Annotated in this window: 20 protein-coding genes; 9 read left to right on the top strand and 11 right to left on the bottom strand. The window is 66.7% G+C overall.

Annotated elements, in window-relative coordinates:
• The first annotated feature begins 59 nt into the window (after nt 1-59).
• The 4 genes from ACIHAO_RS06965 (at nt 60) to ACIHAO_RS06950 (ending at nt 3,095) form a co-directional block, all read left to right on the top strand.
• The gene (locus tag ACIHAO_RS06965; RefSeq protein WP_396555214.1) at nt 60-701 is read left to right on the top strand and encodes a hypothetical protein; all 642 of its coding nucleotides are present in this window, start codon (nt 60-62) and stop codon (nt 699-701) included.
• Nucleotides 698-1,894, top strand: coding sequence for a hypothetical protein (locus tag ACIHAO_RS06960; RefSeq protein WP_396555212.1), 1,197 nt, complete (start codon nt 698-700; stop codon nt 1,892-1,894). Before ACIHAO_RS06965 ends, ACIHAO_RS06960 begins: the two co-directional genes overlap by 4 nt.
• A 75-nt stretch (nt 1,895-1,969) precedes the next feature.
• Nucleotides 1,970-2,659 carry a Crp/Fnr family transcriptional regulator gene (locus ACIHAO_RS06955; RefSeq protein WP_396555210.1) on the top strand — a complete coding sequence of 230 codons (690 nt, stop codon included), beginning with the start codon at nt 1,970-1,972 and terminating at the stop codon, nt 2,657-2,659.
• A 130-nt stretch (nt 2,660-2,789) separates the two neighbouring features.
• Nucleotides 2,790-3,095: a hypothetical protein gene (locus ACIHAO_RS06950; protein WP_396555208.1), complete on the top strand. Its 306-nt coding sequence runs from the start codon at nt 2,790-2,792 to the stop codon at nt 3,093-3,095.
• A 125-nt stretch (nt 3,096-3,220) separates the two neighbouring features.
• Here ACIHAO_RS06950 and ACIHAO_RS06945 read toward each other — a convergent pair whose 3' ends face one another.
• Nucleotides 3,221-3,727: a hypothetical protein gene (locus ACIHAO_RS06945; RefSeq protein WP_396555206.1), complete on the bottom strand. Its 507-nt coding sequence runs from the start codon at nt 3,725-3,727 to the stop codon at nt 3,221-3,223.
• A gap of 88 nt (nt 3,728-3,815) precedes the next feature.
• On the opposite strand from ACIHAO_RS06945, the gene ACIHAO_RS06940 reads away from it, so the two are divergent.
• The 3 genes from ACIHAO_RS06940 to ACIHAO_RS06930 are packed head-to-tail and all read left to right on the top strand — an operon-like array spanning nt 3,816 to nt 6,463.
• Entirely contained in the window at nt 3,816-4,481 is a 666-nt protein-coding gene (locus tag ACIHAO_RS06940) for a hypothetical protein (RefSeq protein ID WP_396555204.1), read from the top strand.
• Between the two features lie 30 nt (nt 4,482-4,511).
• Complete coding sequence (locus ACIHAO_RS06935; protein WP_396555202.1) at nt 4,512-6,119, top strand: hypothetical protein; 1,608 nt, start codon at nt 4,512-4,514, stop codon at nt 6,117-6,119.
• An 11-nt stretch (nt 6,120-6,130) separates the two neighbouring features.
• Complete coding sequence (locus ACIHAO_RS06930) at nt 6,131-6,463, top strand: hypothetical protein (RefSeq protein ID WP_396555200.1); 333 nt, start codon at nt 6,131-6,133, stop codon at nt 6,461-6,463.
• 21 nt (nt 6,464-6,484) lie between these two features.
• Here ACIHAO_RS06930 and ACIHAO_RS06925 read toward each other — a convergent pair whose 3' ends face one another.
• Genes ACIHAO_RS06925 through ACIHAO_RS06905 form a run of 5 tightly spaced genes read right to left on the bottom strand, consistent with a single transcriptional unit; the run spans nt 6,485 to nt 10,824 of the window.
• Nucleotides 6,485-7,051 carry a PadR family transcriptional regulator gene (locus ACIHAO_RS06925; protein ID WP_396555198.1) on the bottom strand — a complete coding sequence of 189 codons (567 nt, stop codon included), beginning with the start codon at nt 7,049-7,051 and terminating at the stop codon, nt 6,485-6,487.
• Between the two features lie 40 nt (nt 7,052-7,091).
• Entirely contained in the window at nt 7,092-7,958 is an 867-nt protein-coding gene (locus ACIHAO_RS06920; protein WP_396555196.1) for an alpha/beta fold hydrolase, read from the bottom strand.
• Nucleotides 7,959-7,981: 23 nt separating this feature from the next.
• Complete coding sequence (locus ACIHAO_RS06915; RefSeq protein ID WP_396555193.1) at nt 7,982-9,346, bottom strand: NAD(P)/FAD-dependent oxidoreductase; 1,365 nt, start codon at nt 9,344-9,346, stop codon at nt 7,982-7,984.
• Nucleotides 9,347-9,404: 58 nt separating this feature from the next.
• A complete protein-coding gene (locus tag ACIHAO_RS06910; RefSeq protein ID WP_396555191.1) occupies nt 9,405-9,983 on the bottom strand; it encodes a dihydrofolate reductase family protein in 579 nt (192 codons plus the stop codon).
• A complete protein-coding gene (locus ACIHAO_RS06905) occupies nt 9,976-10,824 on the bottom strand; it encodes an MBL fold metallo-hydrolase (protein WP_396555189.1) in 849 nt (282 codons plus the stop codon). Before ACIHAO_RS06905 ends, ACIHAO_RS06910 begins: the two co-directional genes overlap by 8 nt.
• A gap of 150 nt (nt 10,825-10,974) precedes the next feature.
• Here ACIHAO_RS06905 and ACIHAO_RS06900 point away from each other — a divergent pair, with 150 nt between their 5' ends.
• On the top strand, nt 10,975-11,559 hold the full coding sequence (locus ACIHAO_RS06900; protein WP_396555187.1) for a dihydrofolate reductase family protein: 585 nt from the start codon (nt 10,975-10,977) through the stop codon (nt 11,557-11,559).
• 344 nt (nt 11,560-11,903) lie between these two features.
• On the opposite strand, the gene ACIHAO_RS06895 is transcribed toward ACIHAO_RS06900, so the two are convergent.
• The 5 genes from ACIHAO_RS06895 to ACIHAO_RS06875 form a co-directional block, all read right to left on the bottom strand.
• Nucleotides 11,904-12,323 (bottom strand): Lsr2 family protein, encoded by a 420-nt coding sequence (locus ACIHAO_RS06895; protein WP_125789117.1) that lies wholly within the window; start codon nt 12,321-12,323, stop codon nt 11,904-11,906.
• A gap of 118 nt (nt 12,324-12,441) precedes the next feature.
• The gene (locus ACIHAO_RS06890; RefSeq protein WP_396555185.1) at nt 12,442-13,791 is read right to left on the bottom strand and encodes a hypothetical protein; all 1,350 of its coding nucleotides are present in this window, start codon (nt 13,789-13,791) and stop codon (nt 12,442-12,444) included.
• Nucleotides 13,792-14,176: 385 nt separating this feature from the next.
• Nucleotides 14,177-14,581: a hypothetical protein gene (locus ACIHAO_RS06885; protein WP_396555183.1), complete on the bottom strand. Its 405-nt coding sequence runs from the start codon at nt 14,579-14,581 to the stop codon at nt 14,177-14,179.
• A gap of 516 nt (nt 14,582-15,097) precedes the next feature.
• Nucleotides 15,098-15,256, bottom strand: coding sequence for a hypothetical protein (locus tag ACIHAO_RS06880; protein ID WP_396555181.1), 159 nt, complete (start codon nt 15,254-15,256; stop codon nt 15,098-15,100).
• A 64-nt stretch (nt 15,257-15,320) separates the two neighbouring features.
• Nucleotides 15,321-15,797 (bottom strand): MerR family transcriptional regulator, encoded by a 477-nt coding sequence (locus ACIHAO_RS06875; RefSeq protein ID WP_396555179.1) that lies wholly within the window; start codon nt 15,795-15,797, stop codon nt 15,321-15,323.
• On the opposite strand from ACIHAO_RS06875, the gene ACIHAO_RS06870 reads away from it, so the two are divergent.
• Nucleotides 15,796-16,704, top strand: coding sequence for an NAD(P)-dependent oxidoreductase (locus tag ACIHAO_RS06870; protein ID WP_396555177.1), 909 nt, complete (start codon nt 15,796-15,798; stop codon nt 16,702-16,704). The two genes, ACIHAO_RS06875 and ACIHAO_RS06870, sit on opposite strands and share 2 nt — an antisense overlap.
• Nucleotides 16,705-16,817: the final 113 nt, after the last annotated feature.

The raw sequence follows: 16,817 nt of genomic DNA, 5'->3' as shown, positions 1-16,817 counted from the left end.
TCGCTCCACGGTCTTCGGTTCAATCGCGCTCGACCGCGAACCTGAGGGACTGGAGCCGCATGAGCGACAAGGACGATCGCCCCTTCACCGTGGGAGGCGACTTCTCGATGAAGGGCTCCAACTTCGCCGGCCGGGATCAACACATCGGTGACACCGTCGGTGGCGACAAAATCGGCCGAGACAAGGTCAAGAAGACAAAGGTCCAGTTGGGACTCGGCGTCCTCGCCCTGGCGCTGGTGGGCGGTGGTGGGTACCTCGTCAGTCAGGAACTCGGCTCGTCCCCCACCGACGTGGTGTATCAGGAAGGGCTTGACGGCGCACTCGACACGGTGAACGCGATCAGACAGGCGGAGATCGATCTCAACGCCGCCGACTGGTGCGTGCTGGCATCCGCGAAGTCCGGAGACACCTGCCGGGACGTCATCGCTTCCGCCTTCACCGGGAACCCGGAGATGCGCGCCGAGATCAACGACGTGGTGATCGGCGGAGTCACCGGCTCGAACAACGCCGCGCAGGTGAACGTTTCACACCGCGGTGCCAAGGTCGGTGTACTCCCCATGCGCTGGAACGGCAAGCGGTGGGAGATCGACCCTGGCGTCTATCTCCTGGCGGTCAACAACGGCGGTGTGGTCATGACAGCCGTGCTGAACGCCCACCAGTGCGGCGCCTTCCTCGGTACGACCACGGGGTGCAAGAAATGAGCGAGTATCCGTTTCCCGCCACGATCCTGGTCGTGGACCTGCGATCGTTCAGCAAACTGCGAAACCCCGAGCAGATCGCCGCTCGGCGACAGCTCTACAGCTTGCTCGCGGACGCGTTCACCGCGGGAGGGGTCGACTGGAAGCTGTGCGCACACGAAGATCGTGGTGACGGCGTGCTGGTGGTCGTGCCGACCGAAACTCCGAGAGCGGTGCTGCTCGGCCCTGTCCTCACAGAGTTCGCGCATCGCGTGGAAGCGGCGGAGAGGCTCCTGTCCGGCTGGGCTTGCGAGGCACGGGTGGCGGTCCAGGCAGGCGAGGTGCATCAGGATGAGAACGGTTTCGTCGGCTCGGACGTGAACCACGCCTTTCGGCTCGTGGACTCCGACGTACTTCGCGAAGCGTTGTCCGCCACCGACCGAAGGTGTGCCGTCCTTGTCTCGGACGTGCTGTACCAGGCGACCGTCCGGCACGGTTACGACCAGATCGACCCCGATGCCTTCCATTGCACGGTGGTGCACGTCAAGGACGTCACAGCCACGGCATGGCTGTCGATTCCCGGCGACGACGCCACCGCACGCGATGTGGCGGCACGGCAACGCGGCCCTCAGCGATCGGACGCGCAGAACGCGGTCGGCGGGAACGTGACCATCACTGACTCGAACGTCGCCGGCAGAGACCAGCACATCGGCGACAAGGTGGCCGGCGACAAGGTCGGACGCGACCTCATCAACCAGACGTTCGTGGAACAAGTACGCCGCCATCCGCGCGCCGCCATCCTGATCCTGCTCTTGCTCCTCGTCGGTGTCGGCTGGGTGGGTTACGCGTTGCTCAGCGCGGACGACGGAGGCGCGGCCATGCCGAACCCCGGCGCGACGCCGAACGCCGGTCAACCGCTGCGCGATCCCGGCATTCTCGTCGGCAGCTGGCGATCATCGGACAACACGGGAACAAAGGTGTACAGCGGAAATGGGGGAAGCTGCGAAGGATTCTACTACCACCAAGGTGAGGTCCTTGACATCGGCGGCCAGATGACCTGCCGTATTTCGAGTCAGCCCGACGTCAATGGACGCTACACTTTGCAAGTTACCCAGAAACCCAATCAAGCCAGTTATAAAATCACGTTCGACTCGCCTGATCAGGCGACGATATACGGTTCCGACGGCGTGCCGATCTACCGGCTCAGCAGATTCTGATCGACTCGTTATGTTTATCCCTGCGACGACGATGTAGTCAGCGACCTCGCAAGCCGGACGGAACGAGACACGAGCGTGACAGCGATTTCGCAGTTGGCCATCGTGACATCCGGGCACCGTGTCGGCAGTTTCTGGCGAAGGCTCGACGATGCCGAACGCGAAGCCCTGGTCTCCAAAGCCGTCCTGCGCCGATATGAAGCCGGCGCCACATTGATCAGGGCCGGCGATCCGGACAATTGGGTCGCCGTGCTCCACAGCGGACGAGTCCGGCTGTTAGCGGCTGACGGGAAAACGCCTATCGCGCCGCGATTCGCCGGGGACATCGTGGGCGAACAGGCTGTGCTGGATCGCGAAGTGAGGTCGGCGACAGTCCAAGCGGAGACGCCGGTGCGCGCGCTCATCATCGATGGCAGTGCGTTCGACCGCTATCTGGCACAACGTCCCCGCGTGCTCCGCGTCCTTTGCGCCGTGGTGTCCGAGCGCCTGCGTGAGTCGGATCGGAACATCGTCGGCCAGAACGACGATGCTTTCACGAAGATCGTCGAAATGCTGTTGCGATATGTCGACGATTTCGATCCGGCCTACAGTGATCGGCTCAGGTTCGCCATCGGATCCCAGGCCGCGTTAGGGGAGTCGTTGGGGTTGTCGCGAGAATCGGTGGTGCGCGCCCTCAAAACTCTTCGAGAAGAGGAAGTCATCACGACCGACCGTGGTGTGATCACCATCAAGGACGTCGACCGACTGCGCGCTCGAACCAGTCGATGACAAAGAGGGTCGGTCTGCCGCATGTGACGCACATGAACAAGCCGATGAAGCGTCTTCAATGGTTATCTTCGACACGATCCGGCCGAACATCACAGATGTCCAGAACGGACTGGACAGCGAAGGAGAAATCATGCTCTGGCGTTTGACGGCCTGCGCCGTGATCATCGCGGCGGTCGCGGGCGGGTGCGGGGTATTCGGCGGCGGTAAACACGAGGTCGGCGAGTGCGTCCGTACCACTGTCGGCGTCGGCGGTACCGACATCAAGTCCGCGGAGTGCCCCACGAGTGGGAACGTGATGGACAACCTCGGCGACCCGATCTACAAGATCACCCACGTCGTGGGCTACGAGGAGAGTTGCCCTGAGGACAACAAGTACGGGATCCAGCTGAAACACGAGCCGGACGACGCCGTCTACTGCCTCGCGATCGCGCGCTGAGGCCGGTATTCCCGCCACCGCCGAGTTTCCGCAAGGCGGATCGCCCTCGCCTGGTGTGCCGGTCTCCTTCCTGACCGGCTTTTACCGGGAATTCGAAGTATTCAGCGGGGCGGGCGGTGCCGGCATCAAATCCCGTGGTGCCGGATCAGGGGATATTTTCGGTCGGCATCGACCCGCCACAGCTGACGCCGGCACCGAAGAATCACGATCGCCAGTAGCGCGCTGCTCAGCATGGCCGCGGCCGCGGCGAGCAGAACACTGTCGTACGCCATGGACAGGAGGACGAGGCCGAGTCCGCCGAGGAAGAACAGGGCGGCGGACAAGGCCGCGGGGACGGCGGGCCGCCAGACCCAGCGGTCACCGGTTTCCACGGTGTGCAGCAATTCCCGTGCTTTCGCGTCGAGTTCGGCGTCGTTCACCCGGAGGGCCAGGATGCGCTGGCCTGCTTCGCGACAGAGCTCCCGTTGACGGCTGGTGGCCAGGATCGGGCCATGATCACGCGTGACACTTCGCGCTTCGGTCGCGCGCCGATAAAGAACTGTCGCAATTTCATGACGTAATGTGTGATCCCCTGGGCTGTTGGCTATTAACTGTTCCAGTTCGGTAAGTCGTTGCGAGTATTCTTCGTACACGGATCCTCCCGAAACGTTATTCGATCAGGTTTGGCGTCGTGCTACGGTCTGCAAATTGCGGAATGCAATGACAGGCGAGGGGGCGGAAGTGCCTGGGACCGCGCAACTCGACGGCCGGCGGTTCACGGCTGTCGCCGTCATGCTGAACCTGGTGTGCTGCGCCGTGGCCGGGGTGACCTGGACGCTGTTCGACCGTGAGCCGACGGCCGGGCCGTCCGAAGTCGCCACGAACCTCACCATCACCGGGGAACCTCCTGTCACGCCGACCGCTACCGACGAGCCGTCGCCCACCGAGACGTCGAACGGCACGGAGTCGTTACCGCTGTCCATGGAACGGGTGAACGGTCCGGCGGGGCTCGAAACCGTGATTCCCCGGGGCTGGCCGACGAAGACCCTCTCCGAACCCGGGAGTGAGCAGGCCACGGATCCCGCGGACGACCGCCGCATCATCAAGTTCGGCGGGGCGCCACCGAGCGGGAGCACGAACATTCTCGACTATCACCTCGACTACGAACGCAAGGTCGCGAAGCGTCCCGGCTATGTCCTGCACGCTCTGACCCCGACTTCCGTGCGGGACCACGACGCTGTCGACTGGCGGTTCGAGTGGAACGCGCCGGAAGGTCGTCGTCACGTTCGAGTCGTGTACTGGCGGACGGGCGGCATCGAGTACTTCGTGTATGCGCACGGGCCTGCCGCGAGCCTCCCGGAGACCGCGCTGATCGTACGGGCGATGGTGGACCAGTCGGCTCCCTAGTCACGGAACAAAGCCATTCGAGAGGAACACATGCCTGCCCCAGGAGCCGACGACACCACGAGATATCTCTGTGCCGCGTCCTATTTGGACCCTGCCTACGGCGGACGTGCCATCAGCGAGTTCCTGGTCGAGCCGACCCGTCCGGTGCCACCTTCGCCGGGGCTGGACGCGGGAAAGGTCCTCGCCGAGGCCATCCGGGCCCGGGCGCGGCGCAAGAACTATGACGGGCTTCTCGTCCTGGTCATGATCATAGTGATTGGCCTGGCATGGGGGAGTTCGTTGCTCTACGTGTGGATCGGCCTGTCCGTGCTCTTTTCGATTCCGGGGTGGTTCACCGGTGTCAAGCAAGGGGGCGAAAAATCGTTGAAGGGCCTGATGTGGCTGGTACTCCTGTTCCCCATCTTGCTCCTGGTGGTCGAGAACATCGACGACATCGATCGTGGCCTCTCCCGCGCCATCGAGCCGTCGTCGGACGGGGACACCGCCCGGGTGGTGGTGGCGGTGATTCTCGCGCTCGTCGCGCTGGGCATCGTGTCGTACGAGCGGTGGACCTTGTGGCAGCTGCTGAGCACCAGATTCAGGCGCGGGGCGAACGCCGCCTCGACCGCCGCCGGCATGACGGGCCTCCTCACCGAGGACTTCAGCGGACAACTCGGTCGTTACCACGGTGCGGAACAACTGGAAGGCGTTCCGGGCGCTCCCCTTGTCGTGTACCGCGGCTACAACCCCTTTGTCGGAGCCGGATTCCGTCGCGACGCCTGGTCGATGGCGATTCCACTGGAACGCGATCCGGATGCCGGAGAGCTTCGGCCGCTCTCGACGGCCGTGCTGTACGACGGGATCCGTGCCGCGATCGAGCGGCTGCGCTCGGCGGGACCGCTCTCGCCCGACCGGAGGCTTTCCGGATTGCGAGTGACCGACATGGTCTTCACACCGGCGGCCGAGCTGATCGATCACCTCGCGACCAGCGAAGCGCGGATCTATCTCGAGACGCTGACCGAACCGCCCAGCACCCGTCTGGCCCCCGCCGAAGTGGCGCGGCTCAAAGAGGAACCACGCGAGTGGGCGCGCTACTACCTGCGGTTCGAGGTCGAGACGTGGGATCGGGATCTGGTGCTCTCCACGTTCCTGCACCTGGCGGTCGACGAGACCACGCTCTACCTGGAATGGACGCCCTTCGTGCTGCCGCCGATCCGTGCGGAATACCGGGTGGTGGACAAAATGCGTCCCGATTCTCTTCGTCCTCTCGCCCAGGGGCTGATGATGTGGTTGAAACTGCCGGCGAGCCTGCCGGGACGACTGCTCAATCTGGCGTCCTGGATCCGTCCGCCGAAGCGAGAAAACGGTGTGGTCGACGCCGACCGCTACGGGGCCGCGCACAGTCTGCGGGAACTCGCCTCGGTGAACCTGTTCACCGACTATTTCCAGCTCGTCGACATCGAGCGCTACGAGAAGATCATCGAGAGCAGGCTGCTCCCCGCGATCGGCAAACTCCTCGGTGACGCCGGCTACTCCACCGCGAAGTTCGAGGAGCAGGCCGCGGTGGTCGTGAACCAGGACATCACCATCGCCGGTAACAACAACGCGCCCATCACCCAGTCCGGCGTGGAACGCCGGCCGCGCCGGGTCACCCAGTAGGGGAGAAGATCGTGCACCGGATCAACCAGAAGATCACCGTGGGCCGGGACAATTCGGGAGACATCACTCAGACCGGGGTCGCCGGGGATACCGCTGAGACGACGAAGGGACTGCTCGAATTGGTCGGCCGTCTCCAGGCCGAAGTTCGTGGCCAGAACCTGCCCGAACAAGAAGTGCTCGACGACGTTCTCGACGATCTGGCAACGGACCTCGGCCGAGACGACGGTGAGCCCGCCGTGATGCGCCGGTACTGGGAGAAAGCGAAAAGCCTGCTCTCCGGCGTCTCCCAGTTCACCGAGCTGGTCGCCGATATCTCCGACGGGGTGGAGAAAGTCGTCAACTGACAACGTCGAAACGGGACCGGGTCACCCGTGGCCGTCGCGTGCGGCGTGTTGGAGCCGCTCGATGGTTTCGTCGATCCAGTCCACCCAGGTCCGGGCCATCATCTCGCCGGCTCGGCGGACCGAGTCCCAGATGAGGGGGTCGAGTTCGCTGCCGCCGGTGAGGGCCGCGGCCGCCGCGATCTGTTCCGGCAGTTCGACGGCGAGCCGCTCCTGGTCCTTGACGTGGAGGTCGCGCATGACCCGGAGCTGGGTCACGGTGTCTTCCAGCGGACGGGAGCCTGCGAAGAAGAAGCGGACCATGAAGGGCACGCGGACAGGGTCGAGTTCGGTGACCAGTTCGCTCAGCCAGGAACCGAACGCCTCCCGTCCGGCGTCGGTGACCGTGTACACGCGGCGGTCGGGCCTGCTCTGCTGTGGCTCCACTTCGGACACGACCAGCCCGTTGTCCTCGAGCTGGCTCAACGTGCGGTAGATCTGGCTGAGCTGGGCGGGCCAGACGAAGTGGATGCTGGTGCGGATCGCGGTGGCAAGGTCGTAACCGGTCATCGGCTGCCGGAGCAGGAAGCCCAGCAGGGCGAATCTGAGCATCGGGCTCCTTCCGGCGGGAGACCCGGAGAATAGCAACCGATCAGGTCCGGTCCGCGTGCCGTGCGAACCAGGCGGCGAGGAGTTCGGTGACGTGCCGGGGTTGTTCGCGGTGTGGCCAGTGCCGCGTGTCGAGCCAGTGCAGTTCGGACCGCTCGCACTGGGCGGCACTGGGTTCGGCGAGGTGCTTGCCGAGCGCGCCGTCCCGTCGTCCCCAGATGATCTGGGTCGGCACGCGTACCGTCAGGTCGGGTGCGGGGCGCGGCGACGGCGACATCGTCCGGAACAGCGCGCGGTACCAGAAAAGCGGCCGTTGGATCGTGCCGGGATGGCGCCAGACGGCGCGGTGGCGGCCGAGGTCGGCGTCGCTGAGCCGGGCGCCGTGTTTCAGCATCGCCGCGAGAATCGCGCCGCCGCGAGCGCCGAGGACGGTCTCGGCGAGGCCGGGGATCTGGAACGCCACCATGTACCAGCTCCGCAGCAGCTGGGAAGGCTTGCGCCGCAACGAGTCGGCGAACACCTGGGGGTGCGGGCAGTTGACGATGGTCAGCGACCGGACCAGGTCGGGTCGCTCGATCGCCACCATCCAGGCCACCGCCCCGCCCCAGTCGTGCCCGACCAGATGCACCGGCGCCGCGTCCTGCCGCTCGATCAGCAGCACGATGTCCTTGACCAGCCGAGACATCTCGTAGTCGGCGACGGTGGCGGGTTTGGACGAAAGACCGTAGCCGCGCTGGTCCGGCGCGAGTGTCCGGTACCCCTGTTCGGCGAGCGCGGTCATCTGCGGTTCGAAGGTGAACCAGAGATCGGGCCAGCCGTGGAGGAACAGCGCGGCCGGACCGTCGCCGGGACCGTCGGTTTCGACGTGGAGCAAGACGTCGTCGACGTCCACGAACTGTGGCTGGAACATGGGCCTCCTCGCTCGGACGGGGTTCAGACGGCGCCGAGTACCGCGGCGACGGTCGCGGACAGCGGACCGGGATCGCGGTCACGCAACGGCCTCAGCACCCGCCGGGCGATCCGCGGGGAACCGAGCGACGACAACGGACGGTGGAGATTGAGCACGTCGTTGAAGGCCGCGGCCACCTCGGGATCCAGGGCCGCCGCTCGTTCCAGGCGGTTGCGGTAGCCCTCGCCGAACCTGGCCGTCCACGATGGCCGGACCCCTTCGGTGCGGCATCCGTAGCGGAGGTCCTCCCCGAGCGCGAGGCGCCACGCATCGGCGGACGTGGCGGCGATGGCCCGTGCCGCCCGGCGTCCCAATCCCGCGTCGTCCCCGGCGGCGAGCACCCGGCCGAGCGCGGCCGCGGACAGGGCGGCCACGCTCATTCCCTGGCCGTAGATGGGGTTGGCCGCGCTGGCGGCGTCGCCGAGCGCGAGGACGCCCTCGGGCATCTCGCGGGCGCGGTCGTAGTGCCGCCGGGTGTTGCTGCGGACGCGGAAGGCGCGGATCGGGCCGGTCGGTGTCGACCGGCGGAGAGCCTCGGCCACCACCGGCGCCGTCCGCCGCTCGGCGAAGTCGCGCAACTCGGCCAGGTCCGCCGGAACCGGGCCGCCGCGGGCGATCGAGCCGAACGAGATGTGCAGCAGGCCGTGCTCGACGCGGAGCACGACACCGCCGACAGAGGAGCCGGACTCGGCCTGGCCGCCGAGGATGGCCAGCCACTCGGGGTCGAAGGACGGATCGGGTTCGGTGACCACGCTGACGTAGCGGACGTCGGAGTGGACGACCGAGCGGGAGGGTGGCCGGTATCCGATCCGTTCGAGCCACTCCGGCAAGGGTGAGTTCCGGCCGGACGCGTCGACGACCAGGTCGCCGCCCAGGTCCTCGCCGGGCGTCCGGACGCCGGTGACCAGGCGGCGGGACCGGTCGGTCAGCAGCCCGGTGGCGGGTGTCCTGTCCAGGACCGTGACGTTCGGCAGCGCTCGTACGCGGGCGCGGATCGCGTGCTCGAGAAGGATCCGGCTCGCACCGAAACCCGCGCTCCACCAGGCCGGTATCCGGATGGTCGTCCCGCCGCGGACCAGGAAGAGCGAACGATCGCCCATCGCGGGGTCGCTGGAGCCCGGCGTGAGCGCGCCGCCGGCGGCCAGTTCCGCGGACAGGCCGGGGAACAGCCCGACCAGCACCCGGCGGCCGGAGCCCAACAGGCCGTGCGCGTGATGCGACTGCGGAACGAAACGCCGGTGCCCCGGCCGGTCGGGAAGCTCGTCACGCTCGACCACGACCACCTCGTCGTAATGCTCGGACAGGACCCGCGCCGTCACTAGACCGGCGACCCCCGCACCGAGCACCACCGCGCGACCTCGTCGAAGGTATGGCATTGGTCATATATAACTTGTTGAATAGCGAGAGTCAATCGCCGGCTCCGGCCGCCGTGCCGGCGGGTCGGTACCGCAAGTTGACTTCCGAGCTGGGGTCGCCGTCGCCGACCTGGTGCAGGTGAATCGGCGCGCGGCCCGGGTTGTGGTAGAGCCGGACGCCCTCGCCGAGCAGGACCGGTGCGATGTGCAGGTCGATCTCGTCGATCAACCCCAGGTCGAGTAGCTGAGCGCCGATGGTCGGGGACAACACCTCGAGGTTCTTGCCGCCGGCGGCCTCGAGTCCGAGCCGTACCGCCTCCGCGGGGGCACAGTCGAGGAAGGTGACTCCCTCGGCGGGCACCGCGTCTTCGGGGTGGTGGGTGAGCACGAAGATCGGCCCGTCCCAGTCGCCGCCGTACGGGCGGCCCCCGCTCGCGGCGGCCATCTCCCAGCCGTCTCGGCCTCCCAGCACGGCGCCCGTGGTCGTGACGTACTCGCCTTCCAGACCGGGGCGGTTCGTCCCGGTCATCCAGTCCATCGCGTGGTCCGGGCCCGCCACGAAACCGTCCAGCGACATCGTGAAGTGCCAGAGCACCTTTCCCGCCGCGGTCTGCGGTTCGGTGTCATTCATTCGCAGGCTCCTCGGCTTGGCGGCGGCCGGTTCTCTCGGCGAAGCGCCGGCGTTGTCCTTCGTGGATGTCGCTCACCCATTCCCAGCCGGGCTCGGCCGACGGGCCGATCCGCGGGTCGCCGGGATCACGGCCGTCACGCAGGGCGTGCACGTACGCCCGATCCTGGTGCATCCTCGCGCGTACCCGGTCACCTCTGCCGACGGAACCATGCCCGGGGATGACGATCTCGACGTCGTCCGCCACAGCCTCGAGCAGCCGCAGCCCGGCGAGATACTCCTCGATCGGGTCATTGGTGTCGTTCACGTCGTCGAGCATCGGGATGAAGACATCCGAGAGCATGTCACCGGCGACGAGAACCCCGCGTTCTTCGATCACCAGCGCCGCATGGCCCGGGGCATGCGCCGGATGCTCGACGATCCGGACTTCGGGGCCATCCCAAGGAATCCGTGCGGTGCCGGCGGGCAGACCCGTGATGAGGCCGTACAGGTCCAGCGGTGTTTCCTCGGCGATCTCCGGCGGCAATCCCTCGGCGGCGCGGGTCTTCCAATCCGCCTTCGACCGCACATCTCGCGTATAAGCCGCACAGCGGGCCGTACCGAATCGAGGCGCGTCGCCGAGTTCGGGGTGCCACAGCACGTGATCCCAATCAGGATGGGTCGAGAACCCCGCCACGACGGGCTCGCCCGACTCCCGGAGGTCGTTCGCGAGACAGGCCATCTCGTCGCCCGTTATCCCGGGGTCGATGAGCAGCACGCCGCCATTGCCCCGCACGACAACGGTGTTGTTCCGGAGCAACTCGCTCTGGTGGACCAGCACGCCCTCGGCGATCTGGGTCAGCATGAGGCTCCTTCCGAGGACTGTGGCTTGATCCGGTTCATTCGCAGTCTCCTGTCTTGATGAAGTCAGGGCCTTCGGACCAGGCAAGCTACACGGGCGGGCTGCCACGCGCCGCTACGAACGTGTGAGATCGACTCACAGGAGGCTGACACCATGCGGAAACTGACCTTTGGCATGAACGTGACCCTGGACGGCTACATCGCCGCGCCCGGCGGCGACCTCGGCTGGAGCGGGGGTGACGGACCGGACTCGTCCCCGAGCGACGAGCTGTTCCAGTGGTGGTCCGACCGGGTGGCGGCGACGGGCCTGGCGCTGTACGGGCGCAAACTGTGGGAGGCGATGAGTTCCCACTGGCCGACCGCCGACCGGCGGCCCGGCGCCACACCGGCGGAGATCGAGTTCGCCCGCCGCTGGCGGGACATGCCGAAGGCGGTGTTCTCCTCGACGATCGACGAGGTCGACTGGAACACCCGCCTGGTCACCGGCGACGCGGTCACCGGAATCACCCGGCTCAAGGCCGAGGACGGCGGCCCGATGGACATCGGCGGCGCGACGCTCGCCGGGGCGGCCATGCGGGCCGGGCTGATCGACGAGTACCTGCTGGTCACCGTGCCGGTCTTGGTGGGCGGCGGCACACCGTTCTTCACGGCGCTGGACAGCTGGGTGAACCTGACCCTGGTGGAGACGCGGACGTTTCCCGGCGGCGTGGTGCTGACCCGATACGAGACGAGGCACTGATGGGGCCGGGTTTGATCACCGTGCCGGGGGCGGAGCCAGCCAGGATTTGTCAGTGGAGTCGAATCCGGTGAGCTCGGCGATCCGGGACCACAGACGTTCCCTCATGGATCTATCGAGAGGTAAGGCAAATAGGGCGTAGCTCTGGAGCGGCCACGTCTTGAGTGTCTACAAGGGACACCCCCGCGCAAAGTGACCGAAAGGGACACCGTTTCCTGGCTGGTGTCCCTTTCGGATGGTCAAGAGCGCGCCAGGCGCCCTGGCGACCCACTCCCGCCACCGCGACGCGCCCTTGAGGCCCCTGTCCGGGTCGACCGGAGAAGGACGTCAAGGGCGCGATCGGCGGTTCAGGACTTCTTGCGAGGTGCACGCTTGCGCTTGACGGGAGCCTCTTCGGCGACCGGTTCGGCAGGGGCCGACTCGGCGTTGTCGAACGCTTCGTAGATCTCGTTGGGAATGCGGCCGCGCTCGGCGATCGCGTAACCGTTGGCCGACGCCCAGGCGCGGACCTGCTGGTTGCGTTCGCGGTCGGTGGGCTTCGCCGCGCCACCGGCCACGGTGGACTGTCCGGTTGCGACCTTCACCTTGCGCCCGCCGACTCGCCTGCTGGCGTCGATGAAGCGCTCGAGCTCTTCGCGCAGGGCGCCGGCGTTGTCATCGGAGAGATCGATCTCGTAGGTGACGCCGTCGAGCGCGAAGGGCACGGTCTGGGTGGCTTCGCCACCGTCGATGTCGTCGACGATCTGGACGGATACCTTTTGTGCCATCGAAAGTGCCTTCCGCTAGGTCATGCCACGCCATCTCGGATTGGCGCAGTGCCAATGAGCCTAGGCGTAGGGGTGGTCGCGTGATCGGCGGGACGTCCGGACGACGTCCCGCCCTTGGTTACTTGCCGGTTTTCTCTTCCAGCGTACGGCGTCGAGCGGTCACCTCGTCGGGGTCGTCCCCGAGGACCAGCAGTTGCAAGGTGCTTTGCCGGCGCGGGCTGTCCGTGTGACCGGTGTCATGACCGGCCACGATGAGCAGGCCGCCGGCGGCCAAGGCCGGGCGTATCCCGGCGAGCAGGTCGGTGAGTGGGCCGTCGACGGTCAGCTTCACGGATTCGGCGGGGAGGTCGAGGCCGTCGGGGCGGACGGACTGCATCGCCAGCAACGGGATCGAGCCACTGGTGATCCGGAAGTTCAGGTCGAGCACGACCTGCTGGCCGTCCCGGGTTTCGGCGCAGTCAAGGCTGCACAGGCCGCGGTAGCCGACATCGGCCGCGCGCTGGGTGATCGCCAGGCATTCGGCGAGCAGTTCGGCGGGAGGAGTGGTGACCGTGCCGAATCTGCCGCCGGCATAGACCCCGATCGCGTCGACGCGTTGTTCGGTCACGGCCAGCAGGCGAGCCCGCGCGTCCGCTGCCACATAGAACTGCAGGCCCCAGTTACGCAGGATCTGCAGGTACTCCTCGACGACGAACTCGTCGAGCACGTCGGTGAACGCCGGCAGCGCGATCTGCTCGTGGGCCTGGTGCAGATAGACATCGAGGCTGCCGCCGTGCGCGTCGTTGGTCGCGGCCTTGAGCACCCACGACTTCTCCGCCGGTGCCGCCTCCGCGAGCTGCCCGCGGGTCACGACGCTGCGGTGCGCTTGGAAACGTGGATCGACCAACGTGGTGATGCTGGCTTTGTTGTTCAAATAGCCGACGAGTTGCGCGCTTTTGAGCGCGCGTTCGTCCGGGCACAAGGTGGTCGGCTGCGGGTATTCCATCGACATCAGCAGGCCGTCGGATATCGCTTCGGTCACCCGGGTGGCGAATTCCCTTTCATTTCGGAACACGCGCAAATCCGTGCCGACAGGCAGGCCGCTGTCACGCAGGTGTGCCAGCAAATCCGGGTCCGTCCCGCCGGCGCTGCAGATCACCGGCATGTCGGCCGCGACGGCGATCGGTCGTGCGGAGACCACGTCGCGGGTGTGGCGGTGCCTGTTCGCTGGTTCGGCCACGGCCAGTTCGGGCCGCGCGCAGACGGCGATGCCCGGGCCATATACATCGGTAAGAGAACGAGGAGCGCTGACTGCATGCGGCAGAACGACTGGGACGCTGATGGAGGATCTCCTGTGGAGTGAGTCGGACCGGTCAGAACCGGCTGTGGCATGCGAGGAGAACCGAGAAGGGACGGCAGCGTTGGGCACTCGATTGCCGCGAGCAGTAGCTGGAAAGCTCGCCACGATCGGCGCGGTCGACAGTGTCACGCCTGCCGTCTGCCACCATGCTACGTCCTGACCTGGAGTATGGGCGGAAAGCGGCCTTGAGCAGGCACACCTCGTTCAGCACGGTCACGCCGGCGGCCGATTCCGAACGAGCTGAGAGCCGTCGCCGGTCCCTGCCGGTGCGGCGATGGCTGCTGAGCGTGAGATGGCCGGAAGGCGGTGAGCGGCCGGCAGGACCTCCGACCCGGTGGAGTTCAGGGGCCGGCCGAGTCGCTCCACCGTCACGGCCGAAGGAGGAGTGAAGTCGGCGGGCGACCGCCCGGAAACCGGCCGCATCGCAGCACTGTCCACTCAGGACCGCCGCGTGGCTGAGCTGCGCGGCCGCCGGCGCCCAACGCGGTTTTGGCGGCCTGCTCGCCGCGGGTCGCTAGCGCTCTCGGCGTGACCGGTTTTGTGCGACGGCGATGAGGTCGCGGATCCGGCGCGCGTGGTCGATGCCGTTGATTTCGGGTGAAGCCGGCGGTTCCGGGGTTCCGGCCGGTGGGTCGTCGTCGACGGAGAAGAGTGGCTTGCCCGCTCCGCCGAAGGTGATGGTTCCTGTGCCGTTCTTGTGTTCCACCAGGTGAGGCGGTCCCAGCTCGCCCAGGAACCGTGAGATCGTGGGTTGCCCGCGGGTCCAGGCGACCACGCGCCTGTCGGTCACCATGTACACCCTCGCTCGCATGGCGAGGTAGCGGTGAACTCCCTTGGCCACGGAGATCAGAAGGAGCAGGCCGAGAAGGAACCACGCACCTGGTTTGTCGAAGGTGGGGTACAGGCTGTAGCACGGCACCAGCAGCAGGGGGACGATGACGAGGTCTTGCTTTCTGGTGAACCGGACGTGTTTCGGTGAGCCTTCCCAGAGCAGGCTTTCGCCGGGTGCGAGGGTGAAGTCGTTGTCGGCGGGTGGGGCGGCAGGGCGCGCGGATTCGTCGCCCGGCCGAATGTGGTCGTGAACGAGAGTGCTCCGTTCTGAAGGTTCAGCAGCAGTCCGCCGTCGAGTTCGGTGGTGGCGCTGGGACGGGGTCGCTGGCAAGAGCTTCGCCGCCCTGCGAGGCAGTCTTGTCGACAACTACGAGAGATGCTGTCGCCGGAATGAAGGTTCACGCGCCCGGCTCGGGATTCGGCCCTGACAAACGCCTCCATACCCCTCGCCCGGCCGGTGGTCGCGGTAGGCGTGAGCGCACATGTGCGGGTATCGGCAAGCGGGCCGCTACGGCCTCGACGTAATCCTTGGCTTCTTGTGCGCTGAAGTGTGGTGCGGATGCCCGCACGAACCGGAGTGCGTCGAACCGCCGGCCGCGATCGGTCAGCTCGGCGATCCGGGCTCGCAGCGGATCACGACGTTCTGGATCACCCAGCCAAGCCGGTGCGGACCGACCTTCGTGATCACCATTTCCGGCCCGTGCACCGGCCACCCGGTCACATGCCGCTCTACGAGTTCGACGGCCCATTCCTCGGACACCACGACACCAGGCTGGAGGAATGTCCCGAAAATCTGTGCTCGGCCGCTCCCGCGGCTCACCTGTCCGTCACGATGGCGTGGCACTGGTCGTCATCGCAAGGCAGGCATCCGGTTCGACGCTGTCGTGCGGCGGTGTGGCCGCGATGATGGTGTCCAGCACGGCGCGCGCGGCCGCGAGGTCGGCGACGGCGCTGTCGATCCGTTCACGTTCGCGGTAAAGGCCGGGAAGCATGTCGGGACAAGCCGGTGCCAACCCCTGGCCTTCGTCGACCATGCAGGGCAACAGCTCGGCGATCGTGTGGGTCTTGAGGCCAGCGGCCAGCAGCGTGCGGATGTGCTGAACGGTGCGCACATCCTCGTCCTGGTACTCGCGATATCCGCTGGGGCGGCGGAGTGGCGTCAACAGGCCCTGCTCCTCGTAGTAGCGCAACAGCCGGACGCTGACCCCGGTCCGCTGGGACAAAGCTCCGATACGCACGTGCTGATCACCACACATTTCCGAGTTGACTCTCACATCCATGTGAGACTCTAACGTCTCGCTCATGACGACACCGCAGCCGAACAGCCCGCACAGCAACCCTGTCACCGTCATCGGCCTCGGCCCCATGGGCACAGCCCTCGCCGAGGCGCTTCTGAAGCAGGGGCACCCCCTGACGGTGTGGAACCGCACGCCAGGCAAAGCCGAGGATCTCGTCACCAAGGGTGCCCGCCGCGCGGCGACCGTCGCCGATGCGGTGTCCGCGAGCCCTGTCACGATCATCTGTCTCAAGGATTACGAGACCACGTACAGGATCTTCGAGTCCGCCGGTGACGCCCTGAAAGGCCGCGTCCTGGTGAACCTCAACTCCGGCACGCCGACGGAGGCGCGCGGGGCACTGGACTGGGCGGCCGAGCGTGGAGCGGAGTACCTCGACGGTGCGATCATGGTGCCGCCGCCGCTCGTCGGACACCCCGAGTCCGTCTTCCTGTACAGCGGTTCGCGGGACGTCTTCGACAAGGCCGGGGTGGCGCTCGCGAGCATGGGGGACCCGCGGTTCCTCGGCTCCGACCCCAGCCTGGCGGTGCTGTACAACGCGGCACTGCTCGAAATGATGTACGCGACCATGAACGGCTTCCTGCACGCCACCGCCATGGTCGGCTCGGCGAACGTCTCGGCGGTCGAGTTCAGCGAACTCGCGCTGGGCTGGTTCATGCCCTCGGTGGTGGACTCGACCCTGGCCGAGCAGGCGCCCGACCTCGACAAGGGCAACTACCCCGGTGACCTCGGCACCATGGAAATGAACCTGAACGCGCTCGAGCACATCACCCGGACCTGCGTGGAACAAGGTGTCCACTCCGACCAGCCGCGACTGATGAAGGAGATCGCCGAACGGGCGATCGCCGAGGGCTACAGCGGAAAGAACTACCTGGCCGTGTTCGAGATCTTCAAGAAGGCGACGCCCGCCTCGTGATCTTGTTCCTGGCGGGACCTCTACAGTCAGAACGCGACGACTGAAAGCTGCAAAGCCAGTTTACGTCGAGCTGTGGACAGGAGCCCCGCCGACATGTTGGGCTGAGACCCGGT

The organism is Amycolatopsis sp. NPDC052450 (genome assembly GCF_044547565.1).
Classification (GTDB): Bacteria; Actinomycetota; Actinomycetes; order Mycobacteriales; family Pseudonocardiaceae; genus Amycolatopsis.
The sequence above is the reverse complement of the archived record's forward strand: the minus strand, read 5'-3'. Positions and strand labels throughout refer to the sequence as shown.